Source organism: Cytobacillus sp. FSL M8-0252, from assembly GCF_038007345.1.
GTDB lineage: Bacteria > Bacillota > Bacilli > Bacillales > Cytobacillaceae > Cytobacillus > Cytobacillus kochii.
Window position 1 is genome coordinate 3614084 of sequence record NZ_JBBOWZ010000001.1, and the last position, 24587, is coordinate 3638670.

Annotated in this window: 23 protein-coding genes; 4 read left to right on the forward strand and 19 right to left on the reverse strand. The window is 36.2% G+C overall.

Annotation, left to right across the window (positions count from 1 at the left end; all coding sequences use genetic code 11):
• Positions 1 to 277: 277 nt before the first annotated feature.
• The gene (locus MKX83_RS18110) at positions 278 to 1498 is read right to left on the reverse strand and encodes an MFS transporter (protein ID WP_095373627.1); all 1221 of its coding nucleotides are present in this window, start codon (positions 1496 to 1498) and stop codon (positions 278 to 280) included.
• A 143-nt stretch (positions 1499 to 1641) separates the two neighbouring features.
• Between MKX83_RS18110 and MKX83_RS18115 the strand changes: the two genes are divergently transcribed.
• Positions 1642 to 2529, forward strand: coding sequence for a LysR family transcriptional regulator (locus MKX83_RS18115; protein WP_095372235.1), 888 nt, complete (start codon positions 1642 to 1644; stop codon positions 2527 to 2529).
• 27 nt (positions 2530 to 2556) lie between these two features.
• Here the strand turns inward: MKX83_RS18115 and MKX83_RS18120 are convergent, their stop codons facing one another.
• The 6 genes from MKX83_RS18120 to MKX83_RS18145 all read right to left on the reverse strand — a co-directional run bounded on the left by MKX83_RS18120 (position 2557) and on the right by MKX83_RS18145 (position 8098).
• Positions 2557 to 3096 carry a GrpB family protein gene (locus MKX83_RS18120; RefSeq protein WP_307316759.1) on the reverse strand — a complete coding sequence of 180 codons (540 nt, stop codon included), beginning with the start codon at positions 3094 to 3096 and terminating at the stop codon, positions 2557 to 2559.
• A 15-nt stretch (positions 3097 to 3111) separates the two neighbouring features.
• Positions 3112 to 3756, reverse strand: coding sequence for a hypothetical protein (locus MKX83_RS18125; protein ID WP_307316757.1), 645 nt, complete (start codon positions 3754 to 3756; stop codon positions 3112 to 3114).
• 150 nt (positions 3757 to 3906) lie between these two features.
• Positions 3907 to 4653, reverse strand: coding sequence for a flagellar motor protein MotS (gene motS, locus MKX83_RS18130; RefSeq protein WP_322910355.1), 747 nt, complete (start codon positions 4651 to 4653; stop codon positions 3907 to 3909).
• The gene (gene motP, locus MKX83_RS18135; protein ID WP_322910356.1) at positions 4640 to 5461 is read right to left on the reverse strand and encodes a flagellar motor protein MotP; all 822 of its coding nucleotides are present in this window, start codon (positions 5459 to 5461) and stop codon (positions 4640 to 4642) included. The genes motS and motP overlap by 14 nt, the downstream gene beginning before the upstream one ends.
• Positions 5462 to 5675: 214 nt before the next feature.
• A complete protein-coding gene (ccpA, locus tag MKX83_RS18140) occupies positions 5676 to 6674 on the reverse strand; it encodes a catabolite control protein A (RefSeq protein ID WP_224938773.1) in 999 nt (332 codons plus the stop codon).
• Between the two features lie 350 nt (positions 6675 to 7024).
• Positions 7025 to 8098: a bifunctional 3-deoxy-7-phosphoheptulonate synthase/chorismate mutase gene (locus tag MKX83_RS18145; protein ID WP_285840908.1), complete on the reverse strand. Its 1074-nt coding sequence runs from the start codon at positions 8096 to 8098 to the stop codon at positions 7025 to 7027.
• A 239-nt stretch (positions 8099 to 8337) separates the two neighbouring features.
• On the opposite strand from MKX83_RS18145, the gene MKX83_RS18150 reads away from it, so the two are divergent.
• A complete protein-coding gene (locus MKX83_RS18150; protein WP_328198801.1) occupies positions 8338 to 10572 on the forward strand; it encodes a cell division protein FtsA in 2235 nt (744 codons plus the stop codon).
• Positions 10573 to 10603: 31 nt separating this feature from the next.
• On the opposite strand, the gene ytxJ is transcribed toward MKX83_RS18150, so the two are convergent.
• The 3 genes from ytxJ to MKX83_RS18165 form a co-directional block, all read right to left on the reverse strand.
• The gene (gene ytxJ / locus MKX83_RS18155; protein WP_095372227.1) at positions 10604 to 10927 is read right to left on the reverse strand and encodes a bacillithiol system redox-active protein YtxJ; all 324 of its coding nucleotides are present in this window, start codon (positions 10925 to 10927) and stop codon (positions 10604 to 10606) included.
• 129 nt (positions 10928 to 11056) lie between these two features.
• Positions 11057 to 11539, reverse strand: a complete 483-nt coding sequence (locus MKX83_RS18160) for a YtxH domain-containing protein (RefSeq protein WP_095373626.1) — start codon at positions 11537 to 11539, stop codon at positions 11057 to 11059.
• 23 nt (positions 11540 to 11562) lie between these two features.
• On the reverse strand, positions 11563 to 12048 hold the full coding sequence (locus MKX83_RS18165) for a DUF948 domain-containing protein (protein WP_095372226.1): 486 nt from the start codon (positions 12046 to 12048) through the stop codon (positions 11563 to 11565).
• A 317-nt stretch (positions 12049 to 12365) separates the two neighbouring features.
• Between MKX83_RS18165 and MKX83_RS18170 the strand changes: the two genes are divergently transcribed.
• Positions 12366 to 13481, forward strand: a complete 1116-nt coding sequence (locus MKX83_RS18170) for an aminopeptidase (protein WP_095372225.1) — start codon at positions 12366 to 12368, stop codon at positions 13479 to 13481.
• 80 nt (positions 13482 to 13561) lie between these two features.
• Here the strand turns inward: MKX83_RS18170 and MKX83_RS18175 are convergent, their stop codons facing one another.
• The 7 genes from MKX83_RS18175 to MKX83_RS18205 all read right to left on the reverse strand — a co-directional run bounded on the left by MKX83_RS18175 (position 13562) and on the right by MKX83_RS18205 (position 21746).
• Positions 13562 to 13975: an acyl-CoA thioesterase gene (locus MKX83_RS18175; RefSeq protein WP_322910358.1), complete on the reverse strand. Its 414-nt coding sequence runs from the start codon at positions 13973 to 13975 to the stop codon at positions 13562 to 13564.
• A gap of 318 nt (positions 13976 to 14293) precedes the next feature.
• On the reverse strand, positions 14294 to 15589 hold the full coding sequence (murC, locus tag MKX83_RS18180; protein WP_095372223.1) for a UDP-N-acetylmuramate--L-alanine ligase: 1296 nt from the start codon (positions 15587 to 15589) through the stop codon (positions 14294 to 14296).
• Between the two features lie 273 nt (positions 15590 to 15862).
• Positions 15863 to 16540 carry a hypothetical protein gene (locus MKX83_RS18185; RefSeq protein WP_341056894.1) on the reverse strand — a complete coding sequence of 226 codons (678 nt, stop codon included), beginning with the start codon at positions 16538 to 16540 and terminating at the stop codon, positions 15863 to 15865.
• 29 nt (positions 16541 to 16569) lie between these two features.
• Positions 16570 to 19092 (reverse strand): DNA translocase FtsK, encoded by a 2523-nt coding sequence (locus MKX83_RS18190; RefSeq protein WP_341056895.1) that lies wholly within the window; start codon positions 19090 to 19092, stop codon positions 16570 to 16572.
• A 163-nt stretch (positions 19093 to 19255) separates the two neighbouring features.
• Positions 19256 to 20065 (reverse strand): DUF1444 domain-containing protein, encoded by an 810-nt coding sequence (locus MKX83_RS18195; protein WP_224938783.1) that lies wholly within the window; start codon positions 20063 to 20065, stop codon positions 19256 to 19258.
• A 338-nt stretch (positions 20066 to 20403) separates the two neighbouring features.
• Positions 20404 to 20715 carry a thioredoxin family protein gene (locus MKX83_RS18200; RefSeq protein ID WP_095372220.1) on the reverse strand — a complete coding sequence of 104 codons (312 nt, stop codon included), beginning with the start codon at positions 20713 to 20715 and terminating at the stop codon, positions 20404 to 20406.
• Positions 20712 to 21746, reverse strand: coding sequence for a PTS transporter subunit IIC (locus MKX83_RS18205; RefSeq protein WP_095372219.1), 1035 nt, complete (start codon positions 21744 to 21746; stop codon positions 20712 to 20714). The genes MKX83_RS18200 and MKX83_RS18205 overlap by 4 nt, the downstream gene beginning before the upstream one ends.
• Before the next feature lie 516 nt (positions 21747 to 22262).
• Between MKX83_RS18205 and MKX83_RS18210 the strand changes: the two genes are divergently transcribed.
• Positions 22263 to 22709: a YtoQ family protein gene (locus MKX83_RS18210; RefSeq protein WP_095372218.1), complete on the forward strand. Its 447-nt coding sequence runs from the start codon at positions 22263 to 22265 to the stop codon at positions 22707 to 22709.
• Between the two features lie 134 nt (positions 22710 to 22843).
• Here the strand turns inward: MKX83_RS18210 and MKX83_RS18215 are convergent, their stop codons facing one another.
• Both MKX83_RS18215 and MKX83_RS18220 read right to left on the reverse strand, forming a co-directional pair.
• Positions 22844 to 23356 (reverse strand): DUF84 family protein, encoded by a 513-nt coding sequence (locus tag MKX83_RS18215; protein WP_095372217.1) that lies wholly within the window; start codon positions 23354 to 23356, stop codon positions 22844 to 22846.
• 112 nt (positions 23357 to 23468) lie between these two features.
• Positions 23469 to 24542 (reverse strand): M42 family metallopeptidase, encoded by a 1074-nt coding sequence (locus MKX83_RS18220; protein ID WP_095372216.1) that lies wholly within the window; start codon positions 24540 to 24542, stop codon positions 23469 to 23471.
• Positions 24543 to 24587 lie beyond the last annotated feature (45 nt).

The window sequence follows — 24587 nt, forward strand, 5'->3', positions numbered from 1 at the left end:
TCGATAGCTTGGCAGTTACTATTTAATGATCGTCTCCACTATGTGAAATAATGTCGTAACAAGTTGTAACGCAAACAATCTAAATTTGCGCAAGGAAACAAAATTTACTAATGAAAAGGCTAACACCACCATCGCTCGGCTTTCACTTCTGCTTTTCCACTCTTGTCCATCATTTCCTTATATGAAAAAACCCAATCCGATTTGATCAGATTGGGTTTTTACTATCGCCTATTACTCTCATAAAAATTTTGATTGAGCGCTCAATCATCAATCATTTTTATTTATAAGAATGCCACTGTTGTTTCAACACTACATGGTTTTTTTGCATATATTGTAGACTTGCAACAAGCGCAAATCCTATCATAAGAAAAATGACAACCATGCCGATGACTCCATGCCATTCGTAGCGCGACCAAAAGAAACCAGCAACTGTGCCACCGACACTAGAGCCGAAATAATAAAGAAATAAATAGAGCGAAGAGGCTTGTGCTTTGTCATGTGTTGCTCGTTGGCCAACCCAACTTGAAGCAATGGCGTGTGCCCCGAAAAAGCCAAATATAAAGATAGATAAACCTAAAAGAATGCCGATGATATGAGGTATAGCCGTACAAACTGTACCCACTATGGCCAAGGTGAAATAACTAACTAACATCTTCTCTTTACCGTAAGAACGAACAAGTTTTGCGTTAATTGTAGAACTAACTACACCGATTAAATAAATAAGAAATAACCAGCCAATCGTTGCATGACTATATGAAAATGGCTCGCTCATTAATAAATAACCAACATAGTTAAACAATGCCACATTGCTGCCTAATAGTAAAAAACCGATAAAAAACAAAGCTAACAACATTGGATCTTTAAGATGGTCAATTAAAGAATTGGATAATGAACGAAGGTTTAATAATCTCGGTTTAAAGAATTTTGAATCAGGTAAACTTCGTTGAAAATACATTGTGGCAATAAAGCCAATCAGTCCCACGCCAAGGATAGCAATTTGCCAGCTGAAGTAATCTGTAATAACACCAGTAAACACACGCCCAAAGACAGCGCCTGTGGCATTCCCACTAATATAAAGGCCCATTGCCTTTCCTAAACTTTTCGGATCCATTTCCTCAGATAAATAAGCCATTGCAATAGAAGGCAAGCCTGCAAGTGTCACACCAATGAGCACACGATAAATAAGTAATATCTCAAAAGAAGGACTAAATGCTGTCAAAATACACAGAAATGAGGAAATGAACATGGAATAAACCATAATCGGTTTTCTTCCCCACACCTCTGATATAGACCCAAAAAATAACATACTAATCGCTAAAACTACTGTTGTCAGGGAGAGGGAGAGACTTGCTTCTGCTGGGGTAATAGAAAAAATCTTCGAAAACTCCGGTAGTAATGGTTGCATGCAATAGAGTATGGCAAAAGTATTAAAACCCGCTGCAAAAAATGCGATATTCACTTTTTTAAAAAGGTTGGTACCTTGCTGTATGCCGTTCATCAATTCATGTTCTCTTCTTTCTTTTAGAATAGTTCTTCTAACATATTCTTTAATATTAAACATCGTACCACCTTTGAATCGATATGTATAATGCATTATAATAATAAAAATAATGCATTAATGTAATGGAAAAGAGTGAGTCTATGGATATTCAACAACTGCTTTATTTTCGAACTCTTGCGGAAACAGAACATATGACACAATCAGCAGAGAAACTATTGATTTCTCAGTCTGCATTAAGTCGTTCCATTGCAAGGTTAGAAGATGAATTAGGCGTGCCATTATTTGAAAGACAAGGGCGTGCTATTCACCTTAATGCTTATGGGGTTATTTTTTTGCGAAGAGTAGAGAAAATCATTCAAGAATATGTAGAAGCTAAGCAAGAAATTCAAGACCTTATTCAACCGCATACTGGAACGATTTCTCTTGGCTTTCTCCACACATTAAGTACCAACATTATCCCCGATATGATTTCACAATTCCGTGATTCTTACCCTGAGACACATTTCCGACTTAGTCAAGGAGCTTCACATGTCATGTTAGAGCAACTCTATAATGGGCAAATTGATTTATGTTTTATTGCACCTAATGAAAAAGATGATCAGGTAGGCTGGATGAAGTTATGGGAAGAAGAACTTTTTGCTGTCGTACCTAAAAACCATCGGCTAGCAAAGAAAAAATCTATTACACTCGAAGAACTAAAATATGAACCAATCATCCATTTAAAGAAAGGTTATTCTTTAAGAGAAACCGTTGAGGGGCTCTTTTTAGATGCAGGCCTCACGCCAAAAATTACGTTTGAAGGAGATGAGGCAGATACAGTCGCAGGGTTAGTTGCTGCAGAGCTTGGGGTTTCAGTTTTACCTGATTTGAAAGGTATCAACAAAAGTAAGATTATACAAATTCCAATTAGTCGACCACATTGTTTCCGTATGATTGGTATTGCCTGGTTAGAAAGCCGTTATATGTCACCCATTACTAAAACGTTTAAAAAATTTGTGACAGACCAATATATCTCTTCTGGATGGTAAAATACAAAGCCATCCAGAAAGATATATTCAAAACCGATGTTGATGAAGATTCCCGAACCTTTCAAACCATGCTAATGCCTTCTGTTCAACTTTTTTCACATAAGCATTTTTTCCTTCTATATAGGCATGGATATCTGTCGAGTGCTTGATGGCCAACGATTCTTTTAAGGCACCATATTTTCCAGCTTCTAATGGATGAGTCCGTAAATAATCACGAAAGGCAAGATGTCTAATAATCTCCTTACTGTCTTTTGCAAAAAAATGAAGATGATGCGTACGATTATCATGTCCTTTTTGAAAATATCTTCTTCCTCTTATACCATTCTCTCCTCTTGCCTCATACCCTAATGCATTCATTTCAATTAAGTAATCATCAACCTCTGTAATATCTTTGACAACCGGTAATATATCAATAATCGGCTTGGCTTTAAGACCTGGTACTGAGGTGCTACCGATATGAAAAATGACTATCATTTTATCTTTGAAGACTCGTTTTAACTTCTGTGCCTCTACTTCAAAGGCCGTAGACCATTGTCTATCATAATTAAGTACTTCTACTTTCCTCATGATTACCTCCATTTCCTAGGATTGAATAGTCCCTCTATCTGTTCGAATAACGATTGGCGCTTCTTTAGCGTATTTATTTGAGAAAATCCACCTTCTACCAACAGGAGCAACAATAATATAAACTCCATCATCATATTCTCCGAAAAAGTTTAAATATTTCTCGTGTTTAATTGATTCGTTGTTTCTCACTGGTATTCCTTTATCTTGTAATTGCTGAGCAAGCTCTATTATATGGTTTGTAGCGATACCTACCTCACTTATATTTAAAAAATGAGCCTTATGAAAATGCGATTCACTAGCTACTGCTGACGTTTTTCTTGCAATCAATTCAACGATATTACCGGATGGATCCTCGAAATAGATCGCTTTTGCTTTCGCTTCCTTAAAGTCTGCCTCATCTTCCCCCTCCTCCATTGCCAATTTAACTCTATTACTTAACCAAACTTTCGCTGATTGAAGTAAGTTAGGTGGAATATTAATAGCAAAATGATAAAAAGATGCCTGTTCAATCTCCTCTTGAATGGTTAACAGACTTGTACCGACCTGAAATGTAATCTGTTGTTTAGATTCTTTATATACATTTAAACCCATCACTTCTTCATAAAATTTTCTCGTTTCATTGTAATTACCTACATATATTGTCAGCTCTTTTATTTGCATACGTTTCTCCTCCTTACCGTTTCTTTCATTATACAAAATGACCGCTGTTTAAAAGTCAGTCTATAGGTTGAGAAAAAACAGTTAAATATTATATGGTAAGGAGTAGGCATAGCTTTTTTTGGGACCAAAAAAATGAAAAAAGCTATAGAATCAATTAGATGATTCCATAGCTTCATTGTGTTTATACTCAGGATCAAGAATAATAACTTCTACTCTGCGATTTTTCTCCCAATTTTCTGAGCTATTATTTGCGGCAATCGGCCTTGTTTCACCGTATCCTACTGCAGTAAAACGAGACGGTTCTATTTCATTATTATCCACTAAATAACGAATAACACTACTTGCTCGAGCTGAAGATAATTCCCAATTCGATGGGTAGCGATACGTTTCAATTGGGCGATTATCTGTATGGCCCTCGACTCGGATAAGATTAGGCATTTCTTTGAGCATGACCCCTAAGCTTTCGAGAAAACCAAATGAATCTTCAATAAGATCGGCTTGGCCCGTTTCAAACAATACTTGCTCTTGCAGAATGAGCACAACACCTCTTTCATTTCGATTGGCTGTAATCACATTTTCCAACCCATTAGATTTTAGATAACTCTCAACTTCCTGAACAAGTGAATCAAGTGAATGTGGTGTACCTGTCTCTGTTTCATCTGGCACAGATTCACGTCCATCATCAGGTAATATTGATGAGCTAGATTGGAATATCCCTACTTTATTAAATGAATCTGAGACAGCCTTAAACTTCGTCATATCCACTTGTGACATCGAAAACAGAAGGATGAAAAAAACGAGAACGAGCGTAACAAGATCTGAATAGGTCACCATCCAAAGGGGAGCACCCTTTTTATTGTTCCTATCTCTTTTAGAACGGCGGTTATTGCGCCTCATGTTCAAAGTCCTCCGTTAGCTCTAGTCGCCCCTCGATAGATTTTTTCTCAGTTTCGGACAAGTAAACACTTAATTTCTCTCGTAAAATCGTTGGGTTCTGTCCCGTTTGAACACCAATTACTCCTTCAATCACAACCTGTTTATAAAAAATTTCATCATCCGTTTGTGATTCAAGTTTCGCAGCTAAAGGATTGAAAAAAAGATTTGCTAGTAAAGAGCCATATAAAGTCGTTAAAAGAGCAATTGCCATTCCGGAACCAAGTTCTGAGGGGTCATCCATATTTTTCAACATAAGGACTAGTCCAATTAATGTACCAATCATTCCCCAAGCTGGTGCATAATCCCCTGCTTTTTCAATAATATTCCTCCCTTTTCGATGGCGCTCTTCCATTGCATCAATATCGGCATCAAGTATATCCCTAATCATTTCTGGTTCAATTCCATCAACCGCCAACAACACACCTTTACGGATAAAAGGATTTGGTTCATTTACAACTTCTAACTCTAAAGATAATATACCTTCTCTTCTAGCACGGTCTGCTAACTTAACAAAGGTCTCAATCAGGCTCTCGATTGACCTTTCTTCTTTAGAAAAGCCTTTTTTCATTACTATAAAAGTCTTTCGTAAATCCTTCATTTGGAAGGATATAAAAAGACCTGCAACTATCCCACCAATGACAATAAAGATGGAAGAGAAATCAAAAAAATACTTGACCCCAGTCCACCCACCGGAAGCAACAATTCCAAAGATAATCATGATTACACCGACCATTAAACCAACTGGTGTTAACTTGTCTAACTTTCTCATTCTCTCTCTCCCTAATGACGAAATTAGAAAACTCGCCTATTGGCGAGTCTTGCAAGAGGTGAAGACAAGTTGTTCCTTATTAGCTGCAAAGACACTTATCTTCTCACTTGACCATTTTTTCTTACCTTAACATGTAAAAAGTGAGAATTACCTTGTAAACTCGGTAAACTCACTTTACATGTCTTTCCCTCTTTTTCTCATATCGGTCGGATGATTATTTTGTTGAGTTACGCTGTTCAATTCGGTGCGGAAGTACTACTGTGTGATCTGTGACTTCTTCCTTATTCATATACTTCGTCAATAATCTCATTGCAACTGCACCTATGTCATATAACGGTTGTACAACAGATGTAAGTTGTGGTCTCACCATTAAAGCTAATCTTGTGCTATCAGAGCTAATCACTTCTACATCCTGAGGTACGTGATACCCTTTATCTTGCGCCCCATGAACGATGCCCAATGCCATTTCATCTGAACCAGCAAATATAGCAGTTGGCTTGCTATCTAACTCTAACAACCGTTCAAATGCTTCCAAACCTGAGTCATATGTGTAGTCCCCTTCAATTACCCATTCTTCATGATACGGAATACTCGCGTCTTGAAGAGCTCTCTTATAGCCTTCTAATTTTTTCTCTGCATTGATTGGTTCTCTTAAAGGGCCAATCAGCAAGGCAATTTTTTCGTGACCTTTTTGAATAAAGGCTTCCGTGGCATCATAAGCTGCTTGTTCATAATCGATGTTAACAGAAGGAATGGTTTGCGACTTTTCAATAGAACCAGCAAGTACAATAGGTACAGGAGATTTCTCAAATTCCGTCACATGTGCTTCCTCTATATTACCGCCCATAAAAACAATCCCGTCCACTTGTTTTCCTAACATCGTGTTTAATAGATGTAACTCCTTGTCCATATTTTGATCTGAGTTACTTAAAATAATATTATACTTATACATCGTTGCGATATCTTCGATTCCTCTAGCTAACTCCGCGACAAAAGTACTCGATACATCGGGTAATATCACCCCTACTGTCGTAGTTTTTTTACTAGCAAGTCCCCTTGCAACAGCATTAGGGCGATAGCCTAAACGTTCAATTACCTCTAATACTTTTTTTCTTGTTGTCGGTTTGACATTAGGATTCCCATTGACAACCCTTGAAACAGTAGCCATTGAAACATTTGCTTCGCGTGCTACATCATAAATCGTAATATTCATGTCACACACTCCTTCTACTTTTTCTATATTAATAAAATGTATTTATGTATGTCATTCTTCTACAAACCTTATTTGTTCAGCAAGAATTGTAATTATGTATAATCATACGATACTTTTCTCTTCCCTCGCAACTTCATGCTGAAATATTTATGAAAAAGTCAAAAAATAGTTAGAATCTAACCTACATAACTGATATCCCAAAGTTCTATCCTATTGTTCAATTCCTCACATAATCTTGTAAAAAAATTAGAAACCACAACCAGCTTACTACAAATTTTTTTAAAAAGATATAAAAAAGCCGACTCAAGAGGGACGGCTACCATTCCCCTTAAATCAGCTTTATTATACCATTACACTTGAATTTGTGAAGGAAGTTTAAGTGCGTTCATGAATTGATCAAATTGATTTAAATCCATTTGCTGAGCGGAATCAGATAACGCCACTGCAGGATCTGGATGTACTTCTGCCATAACCCCATCAGCACCAATTGCAAGTGCTGCTTTTGCAGCTGGAAGTAATAAATCTTTTCTTCCAGTTGAATGAGTGACATCAACCATAACTGGTAAATGTGTTTCTTGTTTTAAAATTGGAACAGCCGTAATATCTAACGTATTTCTTGTTGCTTTTTCATATGTTCTTATACCTCGTTCACAAAGAATAATTTGGCCATTTCCTTGTGCCATGATGTATTCAGCTGCATTAATGAATTCTTCAATCGTTGCAGACATACCACGCTTTAAGAGTACAGGCTTATTGATTTGTCCTGCTGCTTTTAGCAATTCAAAATTCTGCATATTTCTAGCTCCAATTTGAATAACGTCTAAGTACTGCACTGCAGTTTCCATATCATTTGGGCTTACGATTTCTGAAATAACAGCTAAACCATATTCATCTGCTACACGTTTTAAGATCTTCAAGCCTTCAACACCCAAACCTTGGAAATCATAAGGAGAAGTTCTAGGCTTAAATGCGCCGCCACGTAACAACTTCAAGCCTTTAGCTTTCACAGCTTCAGCAACTGATGCCACTTGCTCATATGATTCTACTGCACATGGCCCAAAGACAAGATGCGGCTGTCCGTTACCGATCTGCTCTCCATTTATATCAACAATTGTATTTTCAGATTTTTTCTTACGGGATACTAATAATGCTTTGCGATGGTCATCCTTTTGTAATTCTAAACCAGCTTTAAAGATCTCCTTGAACATATGCTCAATTGTTGAGTTCTCAAAAGGTCCATTATTATTCTCTTTGATTAGATCCAACATCGCTCTTTCACGGACAGGATCATAACGATAGACTCCTTGTGTTTCCTTTACCCTTCCGATTTCTTGTACAAGTTCTGCTCTCTCATTAATTAAAGAAAGCAACTGAAGGTTAATTTCATCCACTCGGTTACGCAATTGCTCTAGTTCTTTACCCATAATAGTCCCATCCTCTCAATTGTTATTACATTAAAGCTTAATTCCGAAAAAGCGAAGATGAGTACAATACTTTCTTGCTTCATTCAGATATCACTTATTTGTTTTGGTGATAATTATAATACATTTTTTATAATTGTTGTTATTATATATGAAATATACGCTTCTGTCACTAATTTTATCTTTATTAATTAGACGCTTTTAAGCAATAAAGCAAATTGATTCAAAAGGATGTGATTCTTTTGGGTGAGAAGAAACAATTTTTTGTCTTAGATATAGGAACAAGGTCAGTCATTGGTCTCTTTATTCTTTTTGAAGAAGGTGAGTATAATTGTGTTGATTACTTTGTAAAGGAACATGATGATAGGGCAATGATGGATGGACAAATTCACAATATCCAATCGGTTGCAGAAACAGTTATTGTTATTAAACAATACTTTGAAAAAAAACATGGTCCCCTTCAAAAAGTATTTATTGCTGCAGCTGGTAGATCATTACGAACCGAACGCATAATGGCTAGTATGGATATAAGAAATTACCCTCCTTTAACTGCTGACTATATTCAATATTTAGAATGGCAAGCTCTTCAAAAAGCACAATCTACTATTACAAATAAAACTCATCATACAGAAATCCAAACAGATTATACCTTTGTAGGCTATACACCACTGTATTATTTTATTGACCGACAGCCTATTGGGAGTTTATTACATCAACAAGGTGCTCAAGCGAGTATAGAAATTATTGCCACCTTCTTACCTAAGCTTGTTATCACCTCTCTAGAAGCAACTGTACAAAGAGCAGGGTTAACGATCGATGGACTAACACTCGAGCCTATTGCTTGTGTACAAACTTTAATTCCTCCATCCTTACGACATTTGAATATAGCTGTATTAGATATCGGAGCAGGTACATCTGATATTGCCATTACTAATGAAGGAACAATTACTGCTTATGGGATGGTGCCACAGGCAGGTGATGAAGTGACAGAGTTCATTCAGCAATTAACACTAACCGATTTCCATGAAGCAGAGCGGATCAAGCGGCATTTGGTCGACCATGAATCCTTCACATTTGAAACATTAAATAACACAAAACAACATATCTACTCAAAAGACTTAATGAGTAGGCTTTTTCCCTTTATCGAACAACTTGCTCATTCACTTTCAAAAAAAATACAACAGCTAAATAATAAAAAGTCACCTCTTGCCCTCCTAATAATTGGCGGTGGAAGCTTAACACCAGGCATTCAAGAATTACTTAGAGACCAATTAGATTTGCCTCCTCATCAAGTCATGCTTAAAACTTTAAATAGCTTAAAACATCTATCATTTCCAGAAGAGCTAGCTTCTCACCCGATGTATGTCACACCTTTTGCAATCGCAATTGCAGCCAACGAAACTCCGCTCAGATTTGTTCCTATTACAATCAATGGAGAGACAGAACGATTGCTAAAAATCAAGACTCTCACAGTAAAGGATGTCTTATTAACTGCAAAATATCTCACAAGGAATTGGTATGGAAAAATTGGCTCTCCAAAAGTAATTACCGTTAACAAACAACAAATGACCATTCCAGGAAGTCACGGAAAACCGCCATATATTTATTTGAACGGTAAAAAGGCAAAATTAAATGATGCCGTTCACGCTCATGATGAAATAAGTGTCGTAAGAGGAATGAGTGGGGAGCCAGCGACTATTAGAGTATCTGATTGTGTCGGAGAAACCGAGAATAAAAGTATTTATATTCACGATGCAAAATACACCATTATGCCCTTAATAAAGGTGAATCAAGTAACAGCATCCACTCAACAGCTACTCGAGGACGGTGATCATATTGAATATATGATCCCATCGACAATTACAGAAATCTTTCATTCATTAGATTTGACACATCTATTAGAGAGCGTAAAGCCATATCAACTGATCATCAATGGGAAGCAGACAATCATTCCACCACATAACGGAAAAGTTATTTGCAATGGAAATTCGATATCTTTAACTAGTCATGTCAACCATTTAGATCGTTTAGAGATCATTGAGCCGCGCCCATTAACACTGGTAGAATTCATAAAATATAAATCTTTACAATACAAGGCCAGTATAACGATTAGTGTCAATAATAAAGAAGTTACGCTTTATAAACAACTTTTGCACATAATCAGAGAAAAAGAGAAATTAGTTGAGGAATCACTTATACATTCAGGAGATGTACTAGAAATAATAAAGGAAGATGACCAAGCAAGGTTTTATTTTCATGATGTGATTAAATTTGCAAAAGTTCAAATTCCTTATCATGGTAAACTTCAATGTACATTATTTAAAAACGGCAAGAAGTCCTCTTTATTAGAGGAAATACAAGAGGGGGACAATTTAAAAATTCACTGGTCAACTAAAAATTACACACTCGTGCGGAAAAAACACATAACTCCTTCAACCAATTTAAAAAATGTTCCGAACGACTCACGTCCATATTAGACAAATAAATCGTTCGGGATAGATAACTTCCTTAAGCTTGTACAGCCTCATTTAGGGTATCATATGTAATTTTACGGTGGGATGTATGCCAAGCCACTTCTTTATTAACAAAAAGAAAAGCTTGTGGAGATTCGTGTTTTACTTCAAATATTTCTGCAATCTCGTTTGACAATGGGCGATCTTCTTGAACAACTAAGTAATAAGCTTTCACATCACTATTTTCATTTGTGTATTTTTCATATTGCTCGTAAGCATCTGCGCTGATTGGGCAAGTGTTACTGTGCTTAAGTAATAACATCTTCTCATTCTCTTGCAGTGCTTGTTTAAATGCTTCTTTTGTATTTAATCTTTCCATTTGAATTACCTCTCTTATTATAATTATGGTATACCTCACATTATTTTACTAAAAAAGAAGCACCTATGACAAATCGAGATCATAATAAAGCGGTAAAGAATAGATGGCTCTTTACCGCTTTATTGAATACTATTGATTTACTTTTTCTTCTGTTTGGTCAAAAGCTACTTTCGTTTCTTCTAATCTCTTTTGTGCTTCTGCTTCCGATGTTGGAGCATTTTCTTCAGCTACTGCGTCATCTTTTGCAGTCATTTGTTTAATTTTATCTTTCATATCTGCAGACTGCTTTGAGACTGTTTGTTGTAAGTCACTAGATTTTTCTTTTGCTGATTGGACAATTTCATTGCTTTTTTCTTTAGCAACCTGAACCCATTCAGTACCTTTTACTTTAGCAGTATCAGCGATATGGCTAGATTTTTCCTTTAATTGAGAAGCTTGTGTATTAATATCACTTATTAGTTCCTTACCTGATTTAGGTGCAAGTAATAATGCTGTACCAGCACCTACAATACCACCAATTAGTGCTCCGATGACGAAATCCTTTGTATTGATGCTATCTTCATTTTTGGCCACTTGTTTTGATTCATTTTCTTGACGATCTTGGTTACTCATCATTATCATCCTCCAAATTGAATTTATGACCTTGCTCTTTCTCTTTTCTTGCTAGGAACTGGGATAGGATCCTCAGCTGTATAGGTTTGCGCTGGTGCTTGCTTACGTTGTTTATATTTCTCTCTTAATTCTAAGATGACATTACCCCAGCTAATAGCTTGTGCAACTTTTTCTTTATTCGACTCTAGCTGCTGACTGACTGAAGATGATATATTTTGAATAGAACCATTAAAGGTTCTTACTGAGTCCCCTACTTCTTTTACGGCACCAACAACATTATTCAAGCTTTCAGATTTCTTTTGAATATCTTCTGCTAATGCATTCGTTTTATGTAAGAGTACTGTTGTTTCCTTGGTCACTCCATCAAGCTGTTTTTCTAACCCGTCTAATGTCTTAGATACACTTGTTAACGTTACTTGTAGCGATGAGAGTGTTTTAGAAAGGTAGATGACTAAAACTAAAAAAGCAATGGCAATAACCGCTACACTCAAATACAAGATAATTTCCATTAGGCACACCTCCGTATTTTCAAAATAAGAATGATTCAAAGAAAAGAGCAAAGTATTTAATTTATTATTGCTTTTCCCCAATTATGAGAGAATAAACGCTCTTTCCAAATAATCCTTTTTATTTTATCTGTAAATATTATCATAATATAAACAATTACTTAAATGAAGCGATTAGACCTAACGGGAACCTTACTTATCTATTTTATCCTAAGAAAATCATTTATTCTGTCTTTTTCTCTAGTTATTTTCGAACAAACATCCCACTTTAGGTTACAATAAGAAGGTAGTAATCAATTTTTTATTCGGAGGGATATGTAATGAAAGATCCTCGTATTGAACAATTAGCTAAGAACTTAATTAATTATTCAATTGGTTTACAAAAAGGAGAAAAGGTTCTCATTGAGAACTTCGGTTTACAAAAAGAACTTGTAACTGCTCTTGTAAAAGAAGCCTACGCCGCTGGTGGTCACCCTTTTGTCACGATAAAAGATAATACAGTTGACCGCGCACTTTTATTCGGCGCAAATGAAGAACAATATAATATGATGGCTTCATTTGAAGCAAATGTCATGAGCCAAATGGATGCTTATATTGGTTTACGTTCTGGAAATAACATTAACGAACAAGCAGATGTACCAGATGAAAAAATGCGTATTCACGGATCAACAATCGGCCAAAAGGTACATAGAGAAATTCGCGTGCCAAAAACAAAATGGGTTGTACTCCGCTATCCAAACGCTTCAATGGCTCAATTAGCTAAAATGAGCGTGGAAGCATTCGAAGACTTTTACTTTGATGTATGTAACTTAGACTACAGTAAAATGGATGCAGCCATGGACAATCTCGTTTCATTGATGAATAAAACAGATAAAGTTCGCTTAACAGGACCTGGGACTGATTTAAGTTTTTCAATTAAAGATATCCCAGCTATTAAATGTTCTGGACAAATGAATATACCAGATGGTGAAGTTTATACCGCTCCAGTGCGTGATTCAGTGAATGGAGTTATTTCTTATAACACACCATCTCCATATAACGGTTTTACGTTCGAAAATGTAAAACTAACTTTCGAGAATGGTAAAATCATTGAGGCCACTGCTAATGATACTGAGCGTATTAACAAAATATTCGATACAGATGAGGGAGCTCGCTTTGTTGGAGAATTTGCTATTGGTGTTAACCCTTATATTCTACACCCAATGCAAGATATCCTTTTTGATGAAAAAATTGACGGTAGCTTTCACTTCACACCAGGACAATGCTATGACGAAGCATATAATGGGAACAAATCAAATATCCATTGGGACTTAGTCAATATCCAACGTCCTGATTATGGTGGTGGAGAAATCTACTTCGATGATCAATTAATCCGCAAAGACGGCAAATTTGTAATTGCAGAATTAGAAGCTCTCAATCCAGAAAACTTAAAATAAGCTAACAAATTCGACTTTTTCCATGTACCACGAACAAATTTTTGTTCGTGGTTATTTATGTATTGCCATATTCTTCGGATTTAATTGTTATAATTTTCCTTATTTACTAATTCTGTAATTTCCTTAACAACAGGTACACCCTGTCTTGTAATTGTATTAAACATGACAAATGTCTTCTTACATGTTGTTAATAGCTCTTGATTCTCATTATATATTTCTTGATAAATATAAAAGCTTTTATTACCTACGTTACGCAATTCTGTGAAAATTGTGAGTTCTTCATTCACCCGTGCCTCTTTTTTATAGGTAACATCAAAGTTAACCATTACTGTTCCTAAATGCTGTTGATCTAATTGCTCTCTTCCAATGCCAATTTCTCTATACCAGTTAGATACTCCCTTCTCTAAATAGACAAGATACTTCATATAATTCATATGTCCTAAATGATCAATATCATCTTGTTGAACACATACCTTTAATATATTTTTTCGCATACTCATTCCCCCGTAATTTATCCGTCATTTTTTTATATTATATTTTATCAAAATAGTAAGAAAATGAATACCATCAACTTTCATCATTCAAATTTATTTAGTTCAAAGTAATTGATTAAGGAGAGTATTTGAAGAAAAAATGATTGTTGTGTCGTTTTCGATGGCCTGATGTGAGTGCAACTCAAAAATCACGCAGCTATCTTTGCCGATTTCACTTCAATTGCACGCACAAATTCCTTTTTTACTCTAATGGAATTGAACCACAAATTGATTTATAAAACAAAAAATAGTCCCCCACTCACATGAGGAACTACTCGCTTATAGTTGCATTTCGTATGCTTTCTGGAATTTTTGAATGTCGCCTGCACCCATAAAGATTAAGACACCATCGTGGTGATCTTTTAAGATATTCGTATCGTCTTCGTTTAAAATAACAGCACCATCGACTTTTGCTTGTAAATCTTCAATAGAAAGCTTTCCGTGGATTTCCCTAGCGGATCCAAAGATTTCACATAGATACACTTGGTCTGCCAAGTTTAAACTTGAAGCAAAATCATCTAAGAATGTTTGTGTCCTTGTGAAGGTATGCGGTTGGAAAACACCGATGATTTCTTTATCAGGGTATTTTTGACGCGCTGCTTCAATTGTTGCTTTTATTTCAGTCGGATGGTGAGCGTAATCATCGATAATGACTTGATCACCAATTTGTTTTTCTGTAAATCGTCTCTTTACTCCTCCAAAAGTGAGGAGCTGCTCTTGAACAATCGAAGCATCAATATCTTCGTAATGACACACGGCAATCACGCTTAAAGCATTTAAGATGTTATGATCTCCGTATGATTTGATCGTGAACGTATTATAGAAGGTATTCCTTACAAATACATCAAAGGTTGTACCGCTTGTTGACTTGATGACATTTCTTGCTTGAAAGTCATTTTCTTCACCAAAACCGTAAAAAACAACAGGTACTTTTGCTTGCACTTTTTGTAATTGTTCATCATCACCACAAGCGAAAATCCCTTTTTTCACTTGTAATGACATTTCTTGAAACGCAGAAAAAACATCATCAAGACTTGCAAAATAATCTGGATGATCAAAATCAATATTTGTCATGATGCAATAATCCGGATGGTATGACAAGAAGTGGCGGCGATATTCACATGCTTCAAAAGCAAAATATTCGGCCAGTTTATTTCCTCTCCCAGTACCATCACCAATCAGATAAGCAGTAGGATTCGCACCTGTAAGTACATGTGCAAGCAACCCAGTCGTAGAAGTTTTACCATGTGCTCCTGTAACAGCGATACTTGTAAAATTCTTCATGAAATCACCGAGGAACTTGTGATAGCGAATGATTGGTAAACCAAGTCTTGTCGCTTCTTCTATTTCCTCATGTGTATCAGGGAATGCATTACCGGCAATGATTGTTAAGCCAGGTTGTATATTATTTTTATTAAATGGCAAAATTTTTATTCCAGCTTCCTCAAGTGCCACTTGTGTGAAGAAGTGCTTTTCAACGTCTGATCCTTGAACATTATAATTCATATCATGTAGAATTTGTGCAAGTGCACTCATCCCTGACCCTTTAATACCGACGAAATGGTAAATAGTCATATAAAGAAACCTCCAACCATCGTATATCTGTAAAACAGTATATGACATATATCTATTTTTGCTCATAATCGTTTATTTCAAGTTTCCATAGTTCTTTTTAATTCACATTAAAACATTATATCATTATTCCCTTTGAAAAACTATGTATCACTTGTCCCGATCATTATAATTTTTTTCAACTTATAAAGCATTAGCATTTTCTTACCTACAGTACAGTATAACAGCCTTTTCTACCTAAAAAGGTTGTTTGTTTTTAGGTAATAAGAACGAGGACTATTGACTCACTACTTCCCAATATTGGCTTTCTGGTAATATGTCCAATGCTCTGTGCTTTAAAAAAGATCTCAATGTATCTTTTTTGCCCATTCTTTGATAGTTTGTACGTAATTCACTAAAAGGATGAACATCTTGACATAGTAGGAGAGGGGTGAAAGCGAAATTATTCTTTATACCAGGAATTCTCCTTAAAAAAACAACCGTTCCTCTGACGATAGTTAAAGAAGAATGCTCCACTTTATTTAAAGATACAACTTGTTCTTCCTCATTTAAATCATATCCAACTATAGTCTTTCCATCATAGTTTGTAATTAACAATGGTTCCATAACAGCAGCCATACATAGGGCAGCTTGAATCATTTCATATTCATGCATCTGAGTTCTTTGTCTCTGTAAAAATAGCTGAAACACGCTAACCCCATGAATGGTTTGGTAGTCAAAAATTAACCAATCCGTAAATAGCTGGTACATACTTGATGGAATTTCATCCTCCTCCTTTAATTGGAGGTGTAGTTTAAAAATATGCTTTGCACGGACCATCTCACGAATATTTAAGTGGCGTTCACTGTACCTTTTAACCTTTTCAATTAACTGAAAACTAGCTTCCTCACCTTGCAGTTGCTTTTTATTACGAAACTTGTGCAAATGAACGATGGGTGTATCATTTTCAACCATCATGACCCTTCCTTACCTTTCTTCTAACATCATTCACTATTTTGTTCAATTTCATTTAGTTCCATTTCAGTAATGAGGACATCTCTTGGCTTACTGCCCCGATTTTCAGATACGAAGCCTTGTTCCTCCATCATATCTATTAAGCGTGCTGCTCTGTTATAACCAATTTTAAACCTTCTTTGTAACATAGAAGCCGATGCCGCCTGATGATCAATCACAAAATAACATGCTTCAAAGAATAATTCATCTGTTTCTTCAGTTACTTTCGCTTTCTTTAATAACTCTTCTTGTTCAAATAAATATTGTGGTTTCTGCTCTTTCCTAACATGTGCTACGACATCATCAATTTCTTGATCAGAAACAAAAGTTCCTTGCAAGCGAACTGGCTTTGATGAACCGTTTTCTAAAAAGAGCATATCTCCTCTACCCAATAGCTTTTCAGCACCACTAATATCTATTATTGTCCGCGAATCCACTTGTGAAGAGACAGAAAAAGCAATTCTTGTTGGTACATTTGCCTTAATGAGACCCGTGATAACATCAACTGATGGTCGTTGAGTCGCAATAATTAAGTGAATCCCACAGGCCCTTGCCTTTTGAGCGATACGACAGATGGCTTCCTCAACATCCGCTGGAGACATCATCATTAAATCGGCTAATTCATCTATGACAATGACAATATACGGCAGTTTTTGATGGTATTGCTTATTTGCCTCTGCATAATCATTGTAACGATTAATATCTCGTACGCCCGAATGAGCAAATAATTCATACCTTCTTTCCATTTCTTCTACCGCCCACTTCAGTGAGGCTGTTGCTGCTTTTACATCGGTTATGACCGGACTAACAAGATGTGGTATTTGATTGTATGGTGCTAATTCTACCATTTTAGGATCAATGAGCAAGAGCTTTAACTCCTCAGGATCAGCTTTGTATAAAAGACTAATAAGAATAGAATTAATACAAACACTTTTACCAGATCCTGTTGCACCTGCAATTAAACCATGGGGCATTTTGCGTAAATCTGTGACAATTGGATCACCAGCAATATCTAGACCTAATACAGCAGTTAGTGGTGACTCTGATTGCATAAACTCTTCACTATGAATGATTTCGCTAATTTGTACAGGTCTACTCTTTTGGTTAGGCACTTCTATGCCTATCGCGTGTTTTCCAGGGATAGGTGCTTCTATTCTAATATCCCTTGCAGCAAGACTGAGTTTGATATCATCAGCTAGGTTTGTAATTTTATTTACTTTCACTCCAGGCTCTGGTTGCACTTCAAAACGAGTAACCGCAGGACCTTTCGTTACTTGTATCACATGCGCTCGGACATTGAAGTGATGTAGGGTGGCATTTAATAATTCCTCTTGTTCTAATAACCATTCTTCATCTGTGTCCATATTAACTGGAGGATCTAACAACCTCATAGACGGGAAGACATAATTAGGCAAATTTTCTTCTATTTCCTCATCTCTATAAAAGTCATTTTTTTTTACCTGTGACGATGGATGGAATTCTGGTGTCTCATTGACATTTAACTTTTTCCTATCCGATTGCAACATCATTACATTAAAGGGCAGATGACTCCGTTTCTGTGGTTGATGAGACGACGTTTCAGTTTCTATCTCTTCTTCCACATTAGCGTGAGCATCTTCCATGCTATGTATGTTTGTTTGACCTTCATCCTGTGCCACATCTTCATACATCCGTTTTTCTTCAACTTCTTCATACTGGTTCGAATAAGGAATGGACTTTTCAAGTGCGACAGCAGTTTGATTTTGTGAAACTGTTAGCTCATCTTCGACCTGAAAGGATGCTATCACTTGTTCCGGCTCATTGTTAGTCGCGACAATCGGGGCTTCTTCCACCCTCTCATCCACTTGTTCCGGCTCATTGTTAGTCGTCACTATCGGGTCTTCTTCCACCCTCACATTCACTTGTTCCGGCTCATCGTAAAGAGACAATTGATTGTATTGTTCTTCAAGTGAAGCAGATTCTTTTCTGCCACGAGCAATACCAAGGTCATATTCAGTAGGTTCTATTCTTTCATACTGTTCAAGTTTCGTTTCCTCTTTTATTTGACTTTTTCTTTGACCAAAACCATATATAGGAGAAGGAATTTCTGATGGTTTAAATGGCCCTGCATTCAGCTTAATTTCCGTTTTTTTTATTTGTTTCTTTTCTAATGGACGATGATTTTCTTGCTGATTTTCAATATTTTCTTTTGTTGAATGACTTCTTCTTTGTCTTGTTTGAAGATTTTTGCTATCTTTTGGCTTTTCGTCTGCTAATATATTTTCACGTTCTCTTGGCTTTCTTCTTTCCCGTGTCTCATCTGGGATGAGAGGAAAACGAAATTCACCTTTTGGATATTGATAAATTACTTTTGCTTCTATCTCTCTATGTGTTTCATATGGTTCTTTAGTTTGAATTTTATTAGTGTTATTTGTAGGTTTATCTTCTTGAGTTGTATTCGTTGGATCATATTCCTTGAACTCATCGGCATCATAGCCATTAAAGTAGGCTTTTATTCTTTTAAACCAATTCATTCTATCAACTTCCTTTTCTGTTCTAACTTACATTCTATCAGTAAACCTACTAAGAATGATAGCAATTATGTAATCTGAGTTATCTTTGATAAGTTTTTGATATCATTGAAAAAGATGACACACAAATGAAAAATGGACCGCCTATAGCGACCCATTTCCATGGTTATTGTTTCTTTTTATTCTTGCCTAAAATAAATATTGGTTCTAACTCCCCATCTTCATATAAGAAAGACAGAGCTGTAATTGGTACATGACCACTTGCAAAAAAGCTCATTGTCATTTGTGCCAGGATATCGTATCCTGTTTCATTCATAATATCAGCAATAATTAATACATCTTGATGAGGAACAGCTACAGCCATATTTCCTTTGACCTTTGTCGCCATATTTTTGAGAAAAGACTCGTTTAAGATACGACTAGCATCATACCCATCTTTTTTATTGAGGAAATAAAAATCGTTACCAGCTACTTGATCTATTTTCATTTCTGTAGAAAGCGACCGAACATTAAACTGAGCAACTTCTTTTATTCGCTCTTTTTCCCAGCCTTCTTTTTGAAGCAATTTTTCATCAATTAATCGGTAAGTGCTCCCTAAGTCAAGTGCATAAAAAATTCGCGTTTCTGCGGTATGCTCATCATATACAAAGGGTACTTCATCACCTGTTTCTAGTGGAAAGGAAGTTGAGCGAATAACGGGAAAAATGTTTTTCTCTTTACCGGAAAAACGTTGTTCTCCTGTCATGGCTTCTAAGCCTTCTTCTACATAATAAACAACCTCATCAATTGCTTTTTCCTTTTGCTCTTGATATCTCGCGACAATGCCAGGCAATTCTATCGTAATCCCTTTGCCAGTATGTTTATTTTCTATACGTAATTGATCTTTTTCTCTATCGAAAGTCATTAGGCGATCCTCTTTATGAAGACGCTTTTCTAATTCTTCTTTCATACGCTTACTTGTCATTTTATTCTTCATTCTTATCCCTCCTTACAGGGAAGATTTTCGGTACTTAGTTTACACTAAAATGAGCAGAAACAAAAGTGTCCCGCTTCCATAACCGATGATATGGCTATTATCCATGTAGAACAAATATCTCCATCTATCCTATCAAAACAACCAAACTATTTCGTGGGAAAAACGATATAAAGGAATGAACAAAATACCTTTTATTGATATACAGGGTGGATTCATTTGCCATTCAAACAAGATTGTCATTGATTCGTGGTGTGAACAAGAAATAACACCGATGATCTCCAAATTCGTATTGTAAAAATAAAAAAACGGCCCTTATAAGGAGCCGTGCAAATCTATTTTTAAAGCGCTGCAATAAATTCCTCAATTTCATCTTGTGTTTTACGATCCTTACTGACAAAACGACCAAGCTCTTTACCATTTTCGATAGCTACAAAGCTCGGAATGCCGAAAATATCAAGTTCCACACAAAGATCGATGAACTCATCGCGATCTACATAAATAAATGTAAACTCTTTATACTTATCAGCTACTTCAGGCATAAACGGTTCAATAAACCGGCAATCCCCGCACCACTGTGCTGAAAACATTAAAATATATTTTCCGTTTTCCTTTAATTGCTCATACTCTTCCATTGACGCTAATTTTCTCATTGTTTTTCATCTCCCATATCAAGCTTCATATCGCCGAATTTAATCCAGCCTTTTTTTCTCATATATTCTGATATTATCAAGCTAATGATTGCAGGTCCAATAAAATGTATTACAATCACTTTTAATAGTACAGTAAGATTAAATCCCATTGTTGTAAAAGTCATTATTTGGCCGACTAAGCCACTCGTACCCATTCCCGCACCAGCAGCAATACTTTCCATATTAAAAATAATAATGCCAATTGGCGCAAGTAAAAGCCCTGCAATTGTGGGTGGGATGAGTATGAATGGATTTCTCATAATATTTGGCACCTGCAACATAGAAGTTCCTAGCCCTTGTGCAACAAGGCCACCAAATTTATTCTCCCTATAACTCGAGACAGCAAATCCAACCATTTGAGCAGCACAACCAATTGTTGCTGCTCCTGCAGCTATACCATTTAAATCAAGCATCATCGCAATAGCTGCTGCTGATATAGGGGCTGTTAAAGCTAGACCCATTAGTACAGCTACAATCATTCCCATCACTAGTGGTTGCTGCTCTGTCCCCCACATAATCAATGCTCCAAGATTTTTTATTCCAAGATCTATAAAAGGACCAATTAAAGACGCTACACTATATCCGGAAAACACAACAACAAAAGGTGTCACAATAATATCAAGCTTTGTTTCCTTACTAATTAGTTTGCCTAGTTCAGTAGAGATGATTGCTGCAACAAAACTACCTGCTGGTCCACCTAATACCGCACCAGCTGCCCCACTTAATAAAGAAGCAAACAAGACGAGAGGAGGCGCTTTTAGACTATACGCAATAGCAACCCCGATCGCAGGACCCATTAACCCCATTGCCATTGTACCCATTTCAATCATTACATTAGAAATCATGCCTAGTTGTAATTGTTCACCGATAGTTTTAATAATCAACCCTATAATTAAAGTGGAGAACAATCCTAAAGCCATACTCCCCATAGCGTCTATAAAATATACCTTTAGAGACAGTTTTACTCCCTTCTTATTAAGAAAAGCGTTCATAAGTATAATTCCTCCATCATTATGTTCATTTAACACCATATTATCTTATCACATGTAAAGACATATGTAATATCTTAATTTTTATTTCATTAAGATGTTAATAGAGGGAGTTACAACCTTAAAGTTTTATACCATTCAAAAATAAAATGAATGGGATGACCATTTGTATTTCTTCAAAAACGTTCAGTAGATACTTGTCCACATTCTTTCTTCATCTTCTCATATTCATACTTCATTTGATGAAATAGTTAATACCATTAGAATTAGCCGCCATACAAGCCTTCTAATAATGAAATGAAATAGACTATCTTAATGCGCGATTGTTCGAAAGATCTGTTCTTCAATAGATGAACGACATTAAGTAAAGGGTAACTTTTATTTTTAGAAAGGAGTTAAGCATCGGAACAGAAAATAGCCATTTAGCACATACAGTATCAAACAAAATAAGCAGTGCACATATTTTCACTATCAATCCATTTGATGTTAGAATAAGTAAAAGTGTAGAGGAGGAAGACAATGGAACTGAATGTATATTTAGCTGGGGAAATTCATTCTAACTGGCGTGAAGAACTGAAGGATAAAGCCAAATCACTACAGTTACCGGTTCATTTTTTCGGACCTATGGAGAATCACGATCGCAGTGACTTCATTGGGGAGGAAATCCTTGGTAAGCAGCCTAATGCTATTTTCAAAGACGAAGCAGCTTCAAATATCAATAATTTACGCACTGAGCTTTTATTGAAAAAATCTGATTTAGTGATTGCCTTATTTGGCGAAAAGTATAAGCAATGGAATACTGCTATGGATGCAAGTGCAGCAATCAACCAAAACAAACCGCTTATCCTCATTCGGCCAGAAGAACTCCACCACCCTCTGAAAGAATTATCAAGTAAAGCAAATGTTACAGTGGAAACGGTTAATCAGGCCATTAAAGTACTTTCTTATATTTTTGAGGAAAAATAGTAGACTATTCCCTACCTGCCACCATTCATGTGGTGGGTATATTTTTGAGACTTTTGCAGAAAACACATCATATGCATCTTAAATAAAAACCAGCCCTAAAATGAAATGGGCTGGTTAATTTATTGCAAAAGGCTTTATTCACCTCTATTGCGATATTGCCATTGACCATACAATAGCTTAACAAGATGGGTAAACATTTCTTCGCGGTTGATTTGATTTTCAGTAAATACCCCTATTGCTCCTTCTTGGCTACGGATATTATTTTTATTCGTAAAATCATCCATGACTGGTCCCAGTTCCTCTCCTTCAATCAGACGCTGCGCTATAGAATCTGGTAAAAGAATTCTTGCTCCACCTGCAACAATTGGCGTATGCCCTTCTACTGCAAGTGCACCCCAATTACATAAGAATAGACCATAATCTGTTTGCTGTACACCACCTTCTAGGCCAATGCCAATGACTCCATCGCCTTCATATAAGGCACCCTTCGCCCTGTTAATTGCTCCTTGAATCGTTTCTTGATCAGTCATTGGTTGTTTAGCTACATTAGATGCAACATCAACAGCAATAACATCACTATTTTCAATGAAAATATTTTTAACGGCCTGTACTTTTGTAGGGTTTTTCGATCCAATATAGATCTTCATGATAGCCCCTCCTAAAATAAATATATTAAAAATCATCCTGATATACTCATTGCCAATGCAAAACTTAAAAAGGACCTCTTGTAAAGAAGTCCCATGTTACTTATTTGAAATTCTAACTGTTTTGACGAATGGTTTCAACTGTTGTGCGATCAAGTGATTTTATCAATGTGACAAGTAGTTCTTTCGCAGCAGCATAATCATCTATATGGATAATTGAACCGTGCGTATGAATGTATCTTGAACAAATACCAACAACTGCACTTGGGACACCATTATTTGTTAAGTGAACACTGCCTGCATCCGTTCCACCAGGAGAAACAAAGTATTGATATGGAATCTGATGACTTTCAGCCGTATCTAGAATAAATTCTCTCAAACCGCGATGTGTAACCATTGAGCGATCAAGTATTCTTAATAATGTACCTTTCCCTAACTGTCCGAACTCGTCCTTTTTACCAGTCATATCATTGGCAGGACTTGCATCAAGCGCAAAGAAAAGATCCGGTTTAATCATATTAGCAGCTGTTTTTGCACCTCTTAAGCCTACTTCTTCTTGTACAGTCGCACCAGACCATAAATTAATAGGTAGTTTCTCATCTTTTATCTCCTCAAGTAATTCGATAGCAAGACCACACCCATAGCGATTATCCCAAGCCTTCGCCAAAATTTTCTTCGGATTCGCCATTGGTGTAAATGGACAAATAGGAACAATTTGTTGTCCCGGTTTGATACCGATTTCTCTTGCATCTTCTTTATTGTCAGCCCCGATATCAATCAACATATTCTTTATATCCATCGGCTTATTTTTTGCCGTATCATCTAATAAATGAGGAGGGATAGAACCAATCACCCCAATTACCGGTCCGTTAGCAGTCATAATCTGCACCCTTTGTGCCAATAATACCTGGCTCCACCAGCCACCTAATGTTTGAAATCTGATCATGCCATTATCTGTAATAGCAGTTACCATAAAACCTACTTCATCCATATGACCTGCAACCATAATCGTAGGATCTGTTTCAGCACCTTTTTTCACACCAAAAATACTTCCTAAATGATCTTGAACAATTTCATCTGAATATTTACTAAGCTCTTCTCTCATAAAATTTCTAACTAAGTGTTCGTTACCAGCTGCTCCGGGAAGTTCTGTTAATGTTTTAAATAGTTCTAAAGTCTTCTCATTCATTATTTCCCACTCCTATTATTTGACTATATTGAATCCTATGTATAT